This is a genomic window from Desulfovibrio sp. JC010, assembly GCF_010470675.1.
In the GTDB taxonomy this organism is placed as follows: domain Bacteria; phylum Desulfobacterota; class Desulfovibrionia; order Desulfovibrionales; family Desulfovibrionaceae; genus Maridesulfovibrio.
The window spans coordinates 110,315-124,981 of record NZ_VOIQ01000011.1; the positions used below are offsets into that span (position 1 = coordinate 110,315).

Here is a 14,667-nt window from a genome sequence, read left to right on the forward strand (position 1 = left end):
TTATGAAAGGAAGGGATCAGCTAATTGCGGAACTCCGTTCGGTCATCGGCAGGCTGGAAGCTGTTTTAAGTTCCATTGATGAAGCTATTCTCTGGACTGATGAAAAAGGCAAGGCCAAATGGTGCAATGACAGTTTTGCCAGCCTGATCGGGTTGAAGCGTATTTTTATCATGGGCAAGGACGTGACCGATCTTTTCCCTCTCTGCCAGCGCGGTCAGGAACTGCCGACTGAGGCCCATCCTCTATCTGTGGCCCTGCGCAACCGTATTTCGCAGCAGGGCAATTATACCTTTGGATCGGAGAAAACGCCGTTTGTAGTCAAAGTCCAGTATTTGGAGACCGTTGACGGCCCGCCCACAACTATTATCATTGCCCGTGATTCCTCGCAGGAAAAGGAATTATCTGAATACCGTATCCAAGGTGCTGCTCTTGCCGCCGCAGCCGATGCCATTGTTATTCTGGACAATCTGGGCCGTGTGCACTGGACTAACAAAGCTTTCAGTTCCATGACCGGATACAGCTTTGATGAAGTTTACGGCAAGACTTTGAAAATCCTCAAATCAGGCAAACAATCTCCGGCGTTTTACCAAGAGTTGTGGTCTACGATACTTTCCGGGAAATCATGGGCCGGAGAGCTTATCAATCGTCGTAAAAACGGTGAAATATATTACGAAGAACAGAGCATAACTCCGGTGCTGGATGTGCAGGGCAGGGTCAGTAATTTTATTGCCATCAAAAGCGACATCACCGAAAAAAAACTTGCTCAAAAATCACTTGAAGATCGTGAAGCCAAGCTTTCCGCCCTGTTTAACGGTGTGATTGATGCCATTGTCACCGCAGATTCCAAGGGACGGATATTGTCCGTGAATCCTGCGGCTGAAAAGATTTTCGGCTATAATTCCGGTGAACTGAACGGACTGAATGTTCGGGTTTTGGTTCCCCCGGAACTTCGACCCAACCATGACAGCTTTATCCGAAAATATCTGAAAACAGGTGTTGCCAAAGTTATCGGCATTGGCAGGGAGATTGAGGCCGTGCGCAAGGACGGCTCGCGTTTTCCCATCGATCTGTCAATCAATGAAATCCGCACCCAGGATGCGGTAATGTTCACTGCCATTGTGCGTGACATTTCCGAGCGCAAGGAACAGGAAAGAAGGCTGCATATGCTCAATGAGCAGTTGGAGCAGCTGGTGGATGAACGCACTGCCGACCTGACCCGCAAGACCGAAGAATTAACCACGGAGGTTGCCGAACGCAAAAAGGCCGAAGCGGAGATCAGGCAGAGCCGAGAGCTGCTGCGTTCGTTGCTTGATGGTATTTCCGCAGCTTTCCTGATTATTGATATTGAGCAGAGGACCATTGCCGAGACCAATGAAATTGCTGAAACCATGTTCGGATTTTTGCGTCATGAAATTCTGGGTGGTAATTGCGATGACATTTTCTCATCACAGGGAGAGCACCTTGATGAAGTCTGCCCCCGTTCTTACGAGGGGGATGCGACCATTGAAACTGTTATCGTCGGGCCGGACGGCAGCCCTATCCCCGTTACTCGGCATGTGCTGCCCATAACCATCAAAAGTCGTCCCCATCTCGCAGTAATTCTCTTCGATATCAGCGAACGCAAGGCCCTTGAGAGTAAGCTGGAAATGGCCCGCAAATTAGAATCCATCGGCAGGCTGGCTTCCGGTATCGCCCATGAAATAAACACTCCCATCCAGTATGTGGGCAATTCTGTGCTTTTTCAAAAAGAAGCTTTTGTTGATTTTCTGAAAATCCATGAGCTGGACAGCCGCATTCTTGAAGAATGCCGTAAGGCCGCACTCTTTCCGGAGTTATTGGGGGCTCGGGATGAAGCCGCAGAAGACGACGATCTTGATTATCTCATCGAAGAAATTCCTGAATCCTGTGACCGTGCGCAGGAAGGAGTCAGCCGGGTAGCTGATATTGTTCAGGCCATGAAAAATTTCGCTCATCCCGGGCAGGATGCCAAAAAGCCTGCCGACATCAACCAGCTTATCAAAACCACTGCCACCGTCTGCCGCAATGAATGGAAATATTATGCGCAGATGGATTTCCAACTGCAGGATATCCCGCTGGTGAGTTGTTTTCAAGGCAGCATCAATCAGGTTTTGCTGAACATGATAGTCAATGCGGCCCATGCCATCCGGGATAAATATGAAGGGACCGGAAAAACAGGGAAAATAACAATCTCCACATATGTGACGGAAGATATGGTCAATATCAGTATAACTGATGACGGAACCGGAATACCTGAAGAAATCCGGGATAAAGTATTTGAGCCTTTTTATACGACCAAAAAAGTGGGAGAGGGCAGCGGGCAAGGGCTCGCTATTGTTCACGATATTGTTACCGTTAAACATGGCGGGACAATAGATATTGAATCCACTCCCGGAATGGGAACCACATTTTTAATCAATCTGCCGCTGGCCCAATGAACATAATTGACTGATATATTTAATTATCGATTTTTGATGTTTTTCATGTGTTGTTTTGAATATCGACTTAGATCTAAAAAAACATTTATTTAATAGACCTTTCCGGCCTGTTTGTATTAATATCATGACCAAGCTTCATAATATTTTCCTTACCGGGGTCTACAGCGATGAAACCGAAAATTCTTTTTGTGGATGACGACGTAAATATTTTGAATTCTTTTCGTTCTCTTTTACGGAAAGAGTTCAAAATTGATGTGGCCGATCACCCGGAGAAAGGGTTGCAGCTGTTCCGGGAAAAAGGGCCTTACCCCGTAGTTGTTTCAGACCTCAAAATGCCGGACATGGACGGGCTGCAGTTTCTCGCTGAAATAGAAAAAACAGCCCCGGAAACCATCGGGATAATTCTTACCGGACATGCTGATATTCAGGCTGCGGTTACCGCCCTTAATCAGGGGCATGTTTTCCGTTTCCTGATGAAGCCCGCTGAACGGGATACGATTACCAGTGTCATCAATGCCGGACTGGAACAATACAGGCTGGTCAATGACAACAGGGAAAAAGCCCGCATCATCAAGGAAGACCTCGCAGCCGCAGCATTTATTCAACACAGTTTTCTTCCGCAAAAGACCTGCTCGTTTGGACGGGTCTGCCTGAACTGGCTGTTCCAGCCCAGCGACTATGTAGGTGGGGATATGTTCAATCTGGTGGAACTGGACGATGACCACACCGCTTTCTATCTCATGGATATCAGCGGGCACGGTGTTTCCGCAGCTCTTGCCGCAATTTCTGTCTCCCGGCTGCTTTCACGTTCCGACCATTTTACTGGACAGCAGAACATAGTTATTCCCCCGTCAGAATTGTTGCAACAACTCGATGCGGATTTCCCTATAGAGCGAATGAATAAACATTTCACCATGTTCTACGGGGTGGTCAGTAAATCCGAACAGACTCTGGCCTACAGCAGTGCCGGGCATCTGCCCCCGCTTCTGCTGCATAAGGACGGGAGCATTGAATATCTTGAAAAAGGTGGCAGTGTTATCGGCATCGGAGTCGGGATTCCCTTTGAACAGGAAACTGTCCCGTTCATGCCCGGTGACCGTTTGGTCTGTTATACAGACGGGCTTTCAGAATATGAATCCCCACTTGGAGAGCAATTCGGGGCTCCGCGTCTGGAATCCTGTGTGCTGGCTAACAGTCTGGAAGCATCCGAGCGTCTGCTGGATTGCATTTACAATGAAATGCTGGAATTCGGCGGGCACCAGCCCCTTCAGGATGATGTGACCCTCTGCTGCCTTGAACTCACCGGAGCAGGACAATGAACCGTAATCCGTTGCCCCACGATTTATATTCCTTCCTTGCCCGCCGTATGGGAGAAAAAGCAGTCTCCCAGCGTTTGCGCATGCAGGTGGAACACGCGTCCTCATGGTTTGGCAAGGGTTTCGGTCATATCCATCTGGAAAATCTGGATACTTTTGTAAATTTTGTGGATACCACCCTGCGCTTGAGCGGAATGCGTGAATGGGGTAGGCGCAACAGCCTTGATTTCAGAATTGAGAAGAACGAAGTGTCCATTCCCGGCTTGGCGCAGGAGTTGGACGGCTTTAGGATTCTGCATCTTACCGACATTCATATCGACGGATTCATTGACGGCGGGGAAGCCTTTTTTTCCACAATTGCGCCTCTGCATTGTGATCTCTGTGTGCTCACCGGGGATTACCGCTTGCTGACCCACTACAGCCACAAGCCTTCAGCCATCGGCATGTCCCGGCTGGTCACCAAAATTAACGCAACGCACGGAATCTACGGCATACTCGGCAATCACGATTTTCTGGAGCAGGTCCCGGCTCTTGAGGAAAGCGGTGTACGGGTGCTGCTCAACGAAGGCGGGATAATCAGGCATAACGGTGCGGAATTTTTTATTGCCGGGGTGGATGATCCCCATTTTTACGGTACTCACGACCTTAAACGGGCCTTGCGGTCCCGCCTGCAGGGAATACCGACAATTCTGCTCAGCCATTCTCCGGAATTATATGCTGAAGCTTCCGCCCTGTCTGTTGCTCTCTATCTTTGCGGACATACCCACGGTGGGCAGATCTGCCTGCCCGGAGGCATCCCGGTCATTACCCATGCCGCTTGCCCCCGGTACATGGCCGCAGGCCGATGGAATTACGGAAACATGTCCGGATACACTTCACGCGGGGCCGGCTGCTCCGGCGTTCAGGCTCGGTTCAACTGTCCGCCGGAAATCACCATTCATACCCTGCGCAGCAAAGGGGCCGGATTATGAACAAGCAGCTTTTCATGAACCGCCGTTTCAGCGCGGACCTGAAGAATCTATCCATCAGCGCGGAAATGGTCAGGCAATGCAGGGCCGTACTGTCCATGGACAAGAAAACCGGGCAGGACATTGACCTTGCTGTTTCCGAAGCAGTTTCCAACGCCATCCGCCACACAGGCTCCCCGGAGGATTCAAGCGTTGTGCTCCGTTTGATCTCAGACGGAACCAGATTGATTGTAGAAGTGGAAGACAGCGGTCCGGGTTTTGATTTTGATCAGGTTCAGCCTCCTGATTTGGATATCCCGCAGGAAGGAGGCTACGGCCTTTTTTTGATCAGGCAGGTTATGGATTCAGCCAGCTATGAACGCAGGCAGGACTGCAATGTCCTGACCATGGAAAAACAGCTTGCGGCTTCACTTGAAGCTTCAGAGGAGAAATAAATGGAATACCTGCTTGTAATCCTCTCAGTAACCATGACCACTCTGGGCCAAATTTTCCAGAAGCTGGGTGCCGGACGTATTAAGGAGGAAATGGCCGAGGGTAAATCCGTTGTTGCTGCAGCAGCCAATATCCACATCTTCATGGGCATTACAGCTCTTGGGCTGGGGGCTTTTCTCTGGCTGATGGTTCTTTCGCGTATGGAACTCAGTCTTGCCTATCCCATGATGAGTCTGGGCTACGTGCTGGTGACCATCGTCTCCAGATATTTCTTTAAAGAGGAAATTCCCATGCACCGTTATATTGGAATTGCAACCATCATACTGGGCATAGTCCTGATTTCAAGGAGCTAGATTATGAAATCCTACCTTCTTGTTGCCTGCTCGGTTATTCTTGGTGTTCTGGGGCAGCTTTTTATGAAAAAAGGTATGGTCGTACTTGGTCCGTTGGGAGAGCCGACCATCATGACGGCGTTCACAATAGTATTTCAGCCATGGGTTTTCGGCGGGCTGGTCTCTTATGGATTGGCCATGCTGGTCTGGGTGGCAGTGTTGGGACGTCTGGATCTCAGTTATGCCTATCCGTTGCTCAGTTCCGGTTACGTACTGGTGGCACTGGGGGCATGGTGGATGTTCGGGGATCAGATTTCCGCAACACGCTGGGCCGGAATTCTGGTAATATCTGCAGGAGTGGTTCTCACGGCCAAAAAATGAGGTTTATGATGAGTGATAAAAACTTTGAATACTACCTTTCAGTAGTCATCCCGGCCTACAATGAACAGGAGCGTATTGCCGATACTCTGTACACGGTTAAGGAGTTCCTCGACACACAGCCGTACAAGAGCGAAATCATCATCGTGGATGACGGCAGCCGGGATTGGACTACTGAAGTGGTCAAGACTGTGGATATCTACAATCAGGAAATGAAGGACCAGAATGTCAGTGCTATCATGGAAAACGTGAAAAATGTGGGCAAGGGTTTTTCTGTGGCTCGGGGTATGCTTCGCGCCAAGGGAAAATTCGTGCTTTTTTCTGATGCCGATCTCTCCACGCCCATTGAGGAAATCAACAAGCTTCTGCCCGTGCTGGAGCAGGGTTGCGACATAGCCATCGGCTCAAGGCGAATGGCGGAGTCCGAAGTGGAGAAGAAACCTTTTTACCGCGACCTGATGAGCTTTATTTTCAATTCAGTGGTCGGTCTGTTTGCCGTGCGCGGCATCAAGGATACCCAGTGCGGATTCAAGGCTTTCCGCAATGATGTAGCTCACGAGATCGCGGATAAGCAAAAACTCTACGGTTTCAGCTTTGATGTGGAGCAGCTTTTTCTGGCCCGCAAGCTAGGCTATTGTATTAAGGAAGTGCCCGTAAAATGGGAGCATGCCGAAGGATCAAAAGTGGACCCGCTGCGCGATTCCATACGCATGTTCATGGATGTGATGCGCATTCGCATGCTGCATAAGAATTTGTAAGAAGCCTCCGGCGGCCCTGCCGGGAGCCTTAAACCCTTTTGGAAAAAGGGTTTAAGAATCCCAAAACTTTTTATTAGGGCTTCGCCGTTTTATCTGGGGGTATGTACTTAAATTTGGAGGAGTATATATGCTGAAAGTTGATATTGAAAACATAAACGACATTTGTGTGGTCAGGCCGAAAACCCACCGCCTTGATGCCAGTGCTGCCGTTGATTTCAAAAACACCCTGCTTAAGCTTATTGAGGAAGGTAATTTGCGATTGCTGCTTAATTTGGAAAATGTGGATTTCATTGACAGTTCCGGGTTGGGCGCAATCATTTCCGCCATGCGTCAGGTAGGCGTGAAAGGTGACATCAAGCTCTGTGATGTAGCCGAACAGGTCGAAGAATTATTGCGGCTGACCAGACTTAACAAGGTTCTGGAAAGTTTCCCCTACGAGAAAGACGCGCTGGAAGGGTATTAAGATTTATCAAAGTAATTGCTTTAAACTAATAGGGATTCCAAAGGGGCTTAGCTCCTTTGGCCGCCGGAGGCGAACTGCGACTATCAAAAAGCGCGTCAGCGCATCAAGTTAAAGCGTCGCAGACCCGCCGGAGGCCATAGAAGTACAATATAGATATGAAACAATTCTATTTCTCGGAATATGAACACAGGAAACCGTATCGCCCGGTGCCGTTTTCGGCAGGGCGGCAGTTTCTGTACCAGTATCTGGCGACCATCAATATAGCCATGGGCGTCTGGTATTTTCACTGGCGCTGGTTCTATTCCCTGAATACGGAAGCACTCTGGTTTTCCATCCCTCTGGCACTGGCTGAGACTTTGGCTTTTCTGAGTACGGCTTTGTTTATTGTCAATCTTTGGTCCAATAAGGACGAGCTCGTTAAGCCGCCTCCGGCCATGGTCAGTGAAATTGTGACTGAAAAGGAACGTCCGCCCGAAGACCGGCCCATCAGCGTGGATATTTTTCTGCCCACTTATACCGAAGACCCGGAGCTGGTGCGTTATTCCATCCGCGATACCAAAGCGGTACGCTATCCCCATCCTGTGGACATAAAAATTCATGTGCTGGATGACGGTAAGCGGGAGGAGATGCACGCTGTGGCTCTTGAGGAAGGCGTCAATTATCTCACCCGCGAGGACAACCGGGGGTTCAAAGCCGGGAATTTGCGCAATGCCATGGAACTTACCCACGGTGACATCATCGTCATTCTGGACGCTGACACCCGTCCGTTCCCGCAATTTCTGGAACGGACCCTGGGTTATTTTCGGGACCCGGATGTGGCCTGGGTTCAGACTCCGCAATGGTTTTACGATATTCCTGAAGGGGAGCGGCTTGAATCGCTGCTTAAGCGCAAGATTGGCGCACGGGCGGGGACACTGGGTACTTTCATAGAGGGGATCTTTGGTCCGGTGAATGTAGGAAAAGATATTTTTGGCAGTGACCCGCGCATGTTTTACGATTGCATCCAGCGGCGGCGCATGAATTACAATGCTTCGTTCTGCTGCGGTGCGGGGTCTCTGCATCGGCGTGAGGCAGTGCTGCGGGCCGCTTTGCTGCGCTACATGGATGAAGTGGAGCACCATGCCCGCGAAGCCAGCAGGGACATGGATGACCCGGAGCTTGCCGAGGCTGTGCGGCTTGGGGCGGCGCGCGGTTTCATGTCCGATACTGAGGTCACGCCTTACAAATACCACGTCTCCGAAGACATCTACACTTCCATGCTCCTGCATGCGGATCGCAGCCGGGAGTGGAAATCCATCCACCACGCGGAAGTGCTTTCCAAGATGCTCTCCCCGCAGGATCTCGAAGCCTATTTGACCCAGAATTTCAAGTACGCAGGCGGCACACTGGACCTTTTGCGCCGGGATAATCCTCTGACCCTGCCCGGTTTGAATCCGGGGCAGCGGATGATGTATTTTGCCTCCACTTTTTCCTATTTCGCGGCCTTTTGGATGATCATTTTCCTGATCACCCCGCCCATTTTTTATTTCACCGGGCTGGTTCCGGTGAAAGGATTCGACCTTGATTTCTTTATCCACATTCTCACCTTTCAGATCATCAGCCAGATTACTTTCATGCTCGGAACATGGGGAGTAAATACCTTGCGTAACGTGCAATATTACGTGGCTTTCTTCCCGCTGAATATCAAGGCCATCTGGACCGTGCTTAAAGGGAAAACCATCAAATTCAAGGTCACGCCCAAAGACAGCTCCGATCAGGCAAGGCTTGATCTGGTTGTGCCGCAGCTATGCATGATCGCGCTCAATGTGGCAGGGATTCTCTGGTATCTGGGCCGCATGGCCCTTGGATACGAATACGATCTTATGGGCTTCATCATCGCCACCTTTTGGTCCTGTCTGAACATGTCTTCGCTGATGGTGATAGTCCGCGCCGCCACATGGAAAACAGATGAGAGTAGATTATTATGAGCCTGAAACAACAAATTATGGAAATGCGCAGTCAGATTGCAGTTGTTCTGGGGTTGATAACTACTGGATTCATCATATTTTTCCTGACCGACTTAAGTCATCTGCAGGAAAAGCGTGTGCTTCTTGATACGGAAGGCAAAGGTAAAGCCGTCCTCGCCATAGATTTTTCCGACAACATTCCAAGCCCGGGCCTGCGTAACCTCACAGGCGAAGAAATGACCATGGCCCGCACGGCATGGAAATACTTCGAAAGTAATTACAATCCCGATACCGGGCTGGCCGATTCCGTGGCCGGATTCCATTTTACCACACTCTGGGATACGGCTTCTTACCTGCTGGGGCTGATCTCAGTCCACCGTCTGGAAATCATTGATGACGCTCAATTCCACACTCGTATGGAAAAGGCTCTGGATGCTTTGGAACGCATCCCGCTTTATAACGGCGAATTGCCTAACAAGGCCTACGATACCAAGTCACTATCCATGACCGACTACCAGAACAAACCCTCCGAGACCGGAACCGGTTGGAGTGCTATCGATATTGGACGGCTTTTCGTGCCCTTGAATGTTATTCTCTATGAGTACAGCGAGTATACGCCACGGGTGCGCAAGATTATCTCGCGCTGGGATTATACCCGCATGTTCAAGGATGGTGTGCTCTACGGGGTTACTTATAAAAATGGTGTGGAACAGCTCAATCAGGAAGGGCGTCTGGGATACGAGGAATACGTTTCCAAATCTTTTGCCTTGCTCGGTTTCGATATCAGTGAGGCTTACAGCTATCTTGATCACACCGGGCGGGTGGAAATCGAAGGTGTCGAGGTTCCGGTGGATATCCGGCCTTCAGCCATTTTCGGGGCGCACACCTATGCGCTCAGCGAGCCGTATATTCTGGACGGCATCGAATTCGGCTTTGATCATTACTCACGGGAATTTGCTTACCGCATCTATTTGGCACAGGAACAGCGTTACGAAAACGAAGGTATCCTCACCGCAGTAACTGAGACTGCGCTCAATGAGGACCCGTACTTTGTTTACAACACGGTTTACGGCGAAGGTAAGAAGTGGGCCTGCATTACTTCCGAAGGTTTGCAGTCCCCGGACTGGCGGACTCTTTCCACCAAGGGCGCGCTGGGCTGGCATGTTCTCTACGAGACTGATTACACTGCCAAACTGGTAAAGAAAATTTCAGGTTTAACAACTGATGAAAACGGCTTTTATGCCGGAATTTACGAGGATGATGGACGGGTTAATGCAGTCAATACCTGCAACACCAACGGTATTATCCTCGAAACACTTTATTACAAGAAATTCGGTCCTTTTCTGCGTATTCAGGGCAAGGGGAATTGATTTGATACGCTTCGCGTTTTTTATTGAAGGATTTCGCCTCCGACGGCTTAAACCCTTTGAAAAGGGTTTAAGAATCCCAAACTTTTTTAATAGGCTTCGCCGCGTTGTTTAACTAGGCGTGTGGCATTTGATTAGGCAAAATAATGGTTGGTAAATTGTGTACGGGGTTAATTTTATTGGTGCTTTTTTTAAGTACCCCCTGCCACGCATTTGACCTTTATATGGAAGATATCCCTGATCCCGGCTTGAAAAAACTGCATGGCAGCGACGAAAAAGGCTGGAGTTTCTGGGATATGCTGGAACGTTCTTTTAAAATTGATACGGAAAAATTCAACGGCAAAAGCTCTTTTGGCGAAGTGCTGGCACGAGAAATGTCGGTCAATGTGGGGTATACCACTGCGGTGCGTAGTATCAAGCAATCCAACAAGGACGGAAATTCTCCCAAGGAGATCGTCAAGCAGTCCTTTACCCAGACCATCGGGTTCAACGGGCTGTCGCCCTACTACGGGCGGGTGACTTTTTACCAGTACGCTGACCCCAATTACCAACAGGGATACGAGCCGGATTTCAGCTACAGTTTCGGGGTTGCCAACTACGCGCCGGACACTTTGTCCATTGAATATTCCAACTACGGCGGGAACAGGCTTTCGCCAAAAGACGGTGAGGAGTTTACCGACCTCAATCAGGGAACCATAACCACCACCTACAGGTTCGAGGTCCCTGAAGATATCGTGCACTTGCTGCATCCGGACGATGAGGCCCGGATTTTAGGCTGGACCTCCTACAACCTGACCCCGGAATACCAGCCGGGCAAGTGGTGGAAGCAATGGTTCGGGCTGGGAGTATCCGTGCCCATCTGGGGCAATATCAGCGCATGGGCGCAGGGAAATATCTACCCGGATTCGTCCCAGACCACCACCGGGGACCCGGATTTCACTTATGGATTCGGGTATTATGACTGGTCGCCGGGCGGTTTTATTCTGGCCTATTCCAGTTATGCGCCCAACGGTTTTCCGTGGGGTAACAGCGGAAAGGACGGTGATTTTTTCGATGGTTCGTTTTTTTTCGGCTACAACCTCGATCTGCAGGCTATCTGGGAATTTCTGACCGGACGTGATAACGGACGTAAGCGGGACAAAGCAAGCAAAACAAGGCCCCCATGGGGACCAAGATACATGGAATGGTAAATTTTGATGATGAACAAGAATTACACGCAGCAGTCTAACCTCCCCCTAACAGGAATTCCAAAGGGCCTTAGGTCCTTTGGCCGCCGGAGGCGAAGTGCGGTCATCAAAAAGCGCGTTAGCGCATCAAAATCTGTTTTTATGATTTTGCTTTTGCTATTTTGCTGCGGCTGTAAAAATTACATGCACAGCAGCAATAATGAACCGTTTGCTTACCGCGCTGCCACGGAAGAAATTAAACCGCGTAGCGTTTCATCATCCAATTCTCTCTGGTCCAATGATGACCCCGCACAACTGACTGATAAACAGCGACAAATGGCAGCCAGCGCATGGGCTTACTTCACTCGCACGGTTTTTCCGGAAACCGGTTTGCCGCAGGGCGCGGTGGGCAGCGACACCCTGACCATGGATAACGTGGCCGGATACCTCGCCGCTTTGACCTGCGCCAAGCGGATCGGGGTGCTGGAAGACATTGAATTTCATGAGCGCATGACCAAACTGGTTACATGGCTGAATAAGATGCAGCTCAACTCGCTGGGTGTGCCGAATAGTTTTTACAGCGGGCGCACCGGGCAATCACTGAACGGGATCAGTCAGCCCGGTGAGGACGGGCATTCGGCCCTTGATCTCGGGCGGCTGCTGATCTGGCTGCGTATTGTGCGCAATGAGTTCCCCACCCATGCCTCTGCCATTGACCGTGCGGTGCTGCGCTGGAATTTCCGTAAACTAATTGATGCGGATGGGTTGCTTTACGGTTCCTATTACCGTGACGGCGGGTTGCATTCCTATCGTGAAGGCCGTTTTGGAAAGTTGCAATATGCCGCGAAAGGTTTTGCGCTTTGGGGATTTGAAATTGCTGCATCAATGAAGTCGGACAATACCTCGCTGATCACCGTCAACAACATTTTGCTGCCCTTTGATAACCGCTATTCACATATTTCTCCCATTCCCCGTCCGCAGGGAGAGCCGCTCCAGATCGGCGCAGTGACCACAGCTGAACCGTTACTGGACGGTCTTGAATTTGATTGGAAAATTCCTGTTACTATGATTGATTCCGGGACTTGGAAACTAGACTTAAAATCCTTGCAGCTGGCCCGTTCCACATATGCGGTTCAGAAGTCACGGTATGAAAAAGAAGGCAAGCTGACTGCACGTACTGCTCATAATCTGGATCGCCCGCCGTATTTTGTAATCGATTCTGTTTTTGCACTGGGCGATCCTTTTGCCACTATGGATAAATCAGGTAAGCCGGAAGCCGGACAGGCTTGCGTATCTACCAGTGCCGCATTCCAGCTCTGGGCCATGTTTGAAGGGCCGTACACCGACTTGCTCATGGGCAGTGTGGAAACGCTCTTTGATCAATACGGCGGCTGGTATGCAGGATTTTACGAGGATGGAGGTGCTACAAACAAAGCCATTTCTTTGAATGATAACGCGGTAATTTTGGAGTCACTGGCTTTTGTGCTTAAAGGTCCGCTGTTCAAAACCAATCCGCAGCCCGGATATTTCGAACTGACCCTTGAGGCTGAATCTTTTGGTGCGCAGGGGGTGCCCGCATCCAAATTCCAGTCTCAAATCCAGCCCATGCTGAACACCGGAAAAGCGGAGCCGCAGCCATGATCGCACGGACTCTCAAATATGTTTTCATGCTCAGCGTGCTGCTTGCGCTGCTTGGTGCTTCTGTATGCATGGCGGAAATCAAACCTGCCACGCGCCAGATTCCGCGTCAGGGACCGCTTACCGAGCGTGAAATGGACTGGGCCAGAACCGCGTGGAGCTACTTTCAGAACAACGTCAACCCAGAAACCGGACTGGCCGGGGCGCAGCCCAACTATTCTCCTTTCACCATGTGGGATCTCGGCGCGCACATGGGTGCCATTCTTTCGGCCAATGAACTGGGGCTGATTGACGACAAGGAATTTGATTCGCGCATGCGCAAAATCATTTCATGGCTGAATGTCATGGAACTTTTCCGCGGTGACCTGCCCAACCAGTTTTACAGCGCGGACAACGGAGCCATGGTCGATTGGGCCAACCAGCCCGGCGCACTTGGTTGGTCCGCCCTTGATCTTGGCAGGCTGCTTATCTGGCTGCGCATTATCAAGGAACGCCATCCCGAATACGCGGAACAGATCGACCGGGCACTCATGCGTTGGAACTGGACCAAGCTGCTCGATCGCAATGGAACCATGTTCGGGGCCAGCTATTACCAGCGCGATGAAAACAACCTTATCCGCTATGCCGAAGGCCGCCTCGGTTACGAGGAATATGCCGCTCGTGGATTCGGCCTCTGGGGCGCGGATACTACCGCCGCTTCCGCAATCCATCCCTATTCCACAGTCACGGTTTACGGCGTGCCTATCCCATTCGATGCCCGTGACCCGGAAAACGAGCACGCTCCCAACTTTGTTGTAACTGAGAATTTTGTGCTCGACGGTATTGAGCACAATTGGGATCTGCCTGAAAACCGTAACACAAACGTATACCGCCACACCGATCCCATGCAGGCCAAGTTTGCGTGGGCGGTTTACAAAGCGCAGGAAGGGCGGTTTCTGAATACCGGAATCCTCACCGCCAAGACCGAGGATGCCGTGGATCAGGCTCCATATTTTGTTTACGACACCATCCTCGGACACGGCATCCCCTACGCCACTTTGAGTCACGAAGGTAAGGCCATGCCGGAACTGGCCTGTTTGAACACCAAGGCTGCTCTCGGCCTCTGGGTGCTTTTCAAGTCTGATTACACCGACCTTTTAGCCGAAGTGGCCTCGACCATGTTTGAACCGGGCAAGGGGTTTTACGTGGGGCGTTATGAAAAAACAGGCAAGATCAACCGGGCCATCACCATGAACGGGAACGGGGTAATCATGGAAATCCTGCTCTACAAAGTGCAGGGCAAGCTGCTTAAATACAGCAACAAGAAAAGTTATTGGGACAAGTTTTTTGAAAAGAATTCTTTACCGTCAAAGGCCCTGCCTCCATGGAAATATCAACCGTATATAACGATACACAAGTATGATCCATAAACGATATATAGTCATACTCACCCTAATTCTGCTTAGCC

General features: G+C 50.4%; 13 protein-coding genes. All 13 read left to right on the forward strand.

Annotated elements, in window-relative coordinates; genetic code table 11:
- The first annotated feature begins 2 nt into the window (after positions 1–2).
- The 13 genes from FMR86_RS13655 to FMR86_RS13715 all read left to right on the forward strand — a co-directional run bounded on the left by FMR86_RS13655 (position 3) and on the right by FMR86_RS13715 (position 14,629).
- Positions 3–2,456: a PAS domain S-box protein gene (locus FMR86_RS13655; RefSeq protein ID WP_163351958.1), complete on the forward strand. Its 2,454-nt coding sequence runs from the start codon at positions 3–5 to the stop codon at positions 2,454–2,456.
- Between the two features lie 167 nt (positions 2,457–2,623).
- Complete coding sequence (locus tag FMR86_RS13660) at positions 2,624–3,775, forward strand: SpoIIE family protein phosphatase (RefSeq protein WP_163351959.1); 1,152 nt, start codon at positions 2,624–2,626, stop codon at positions 3,773–3,775.
- On the forward strand, positions 3,772–4,743 hold the full coding sequence (locus FMR86_RS13665; protein ID WP_163351960.1) for a metallophosphoesterase: 972 nt from the start codon (positions 3,772–3,774) through the stop codon (positions 4,741–4,743). Before FMR86_RS13660 ends, FMR86_RS13665 begins: the two co-directional genes overlap by 4 nt.
- Positions 4,740–5,174, forward strand: a complete 435-nt coding sequence (locus FMR86_RS13670; protein ID WP_163351961.1) for an ATP-binding protein — start codon at positions 4,740–4,742, stop codon at positions 5,172–5,174. Before FMR86_RS13665 ends, FMR86_RS13670 begins: the two co-directional genes overlap by 4 nt.
- Entirely contained in the window at positions 5,175–5,525 is a 351-nt protein-coding gene (locus tag FMR86_RS13675; protein WP_163351962.1) for an EamA family transporter, read from the forward strand.
- A gap of 3 nt (positions 5,526–5,528) precedes the next feature.
- Positions 5,529–5,885: a 4-amino-4-deoxy-L-arabinose transferase gene (locus FMR86_RS13680; RefSeq protein ID WP_163351963.1), complete on the forward strand. Its 357-nt coding sequence runs from the start codon at positions 5,529–5,531 to the stop codon at positions 5,883–5,885.
- A gap of 8 nt (positions 5,886–5,893) precedes the next feature.
- Positions 5,894–6,640, forward strand: a complete 747-nt coding sequence (locus FMR86_RS13685; protein ID WP_163351964.1) for a dolichyl-phosphate beta-glucosyltransferase — start codon at positions 5,894–5,896, stop codon at positions 6,638–6,640.
- A gap of 127 nt (positions 6,641–6,767) precedes the next feature.
- The gene (locus tag FMR86_RS13690) at positions 6,768–7,103 is read left to right on the forward strand and encodes an STAS domain-containing protein (RefSeq protein WP_163351965.1); all 336 of its coding nucleotides are present in this window, start codon (positions 6,768–6,770) and stop codon (positions 7,101–7,103) included.
- Between the two features lie 155 nt (positions 7,104–7,258).
- Positions 7,259–9,070, forward strand: a complete 1,812-nt coding sequence (locus tag FMR86_RS13695) for a glycosyltransferase (RefSeq protein WP_163351966.1) — start codon at positions 7,259–7,261, stop codon at positions 9,068–9,070.
- Positions 9,067–10,419: a DUF3131 domain-containing protein gene (locus FMR86_RS13700; RefSeq protein ID WP_163351967.1), complete on the forward strand. Its 1,353-nt coding sequence runs from the start codon at positions 9,067–9,069 to the stop codon at positions 10,417–10,419. The genes FMR86_RS13695 and FMR86_RS13700 overlap by 4 nt, the downstream gene beginning before the upstream one ends.
- A gap of 179 nt (positions 10,420–10,598) precedes the next feature.
- Complete coding sequence (locus FMR86_RS13705) at positions 10,599–11,606, forward strand: hypothetical protein (protein WP_163351968.1); 1,008 nt, start codon at positions 10,599–10,601, stop codon at positions 11,604–11,606.
- Between the two features lie 180 nt (positions 11,607–11,786).
- Positions 11,787–13,223, forward strand: a complete 1,437-nt coding sequence (locus FMR86_RS13710; protein ID WP_163351969.1) for a DUF3131 domain-containing protein — start codon at positions 11,787–11,789, stop codon at positions 13,221–13,223.
- Entirely contained in the window at positions 13,220–14,629 is a 1,410-nt protein-coding gene (locus tag FMR86_RS13715) for a DUF3131 domain-containing protein (RefSeq protein ID WP_163351970.1), read from the forward strand. Before FMR86_RS13710 ends, FMR86_RS13715 begins: the two co-directional genes overlap by 4 nt.
- The last annotated feature ends 38 nt before the right edge of the window (positions 14,630–14,667 follow it).

Excerpts from the sequence above, each read along its gene's own strand:
- FMR86_RS13655 (WP_163351958.1), top strand. The coding sequence starts at position 3 with ATGAAAGGAAGGGATCAGCTAATTGCGGAACTCCGTTCGGTCATCGGC.
- FMR86_RS13660 (WP_163351959.1), top strand. The coding sequence starts at position 2,624 with ATGAAACCGAAAATTCTTTTTGTGGATGACGACGTAAATATTTTGAAT.
- FMR86_RS13665 (WP_163351960.1), top strand. The coding sequence starts at position 3,772 with ATGAACCGTAATCCGTTGCCCCACGATTTATATTCCTTCCTTGCCCGC.
- FMR86_RS13670 (WP_163351961.1), top strand. The coding sequence starts at position 4,740 with ATGAACAAGCAGCTTTTCATGAACCGCCGTTTCAGCGCGGACCTGAAG.
- FMR86_RS13675 (WP_163351962.1), top strand. The coding sequence starts at position 5,175 with ATGGAATACCTGCTTGTAATCCTCTCAGTAACCATGACCACTCTGGGC.
- FMR86_RS13680 (WP_163351963.1), top strand. The coding sequence starts at position 5,529 with ATGAAATCCTACCTTCTTGTTGCCTGCTCGGTTATTCTTGGTGTTCTG.
- FMR86_RS13685 (WP_163351964.1), top strand. The coding sequence starts at position 5,894 with ATGAGTGATAAAAACTTTGAATACTACCTTTCAGTAGTCATCCCGGCC.
- FMR86_RS13690 (WP_163351965.1), top strand. The coding sequence starts at position 6,768 with ATGCTGAAAGTTGATATTGAAAACATAAACGACATTTGTGTGGTCAGG.
- FMR86_RS13695 (WP_163351966.1), top strand. The coding sequence starts at position 7,259 with ATGAAACAATTCTATTTCTCGGAATATGAACACAGGAAACCGTATCGC.
- FMR86_RS13700 (WP_163351967.1), top strand. The coding sequence starts at position 9,067 with ATGAGCCTGAAACAACAAATTATGGAAATGCGCAGTCAGATTGCAGTT.
- FMR86_RS13710 (WP_163351969.1), top strand. The coding sequence starts at position 11,787 with ATGCACAGCAGCAATAATGAACCGTTTGCTTACCGCGCTGCCACGGAA.
- FMR86_RS13715 (WP_163351970.1), top strand. The coding sequence starts at position 13,220 with ATGATCGCACGGACTCTCAAATATGTTTTCATGCTCAGCGTGCTGCTT.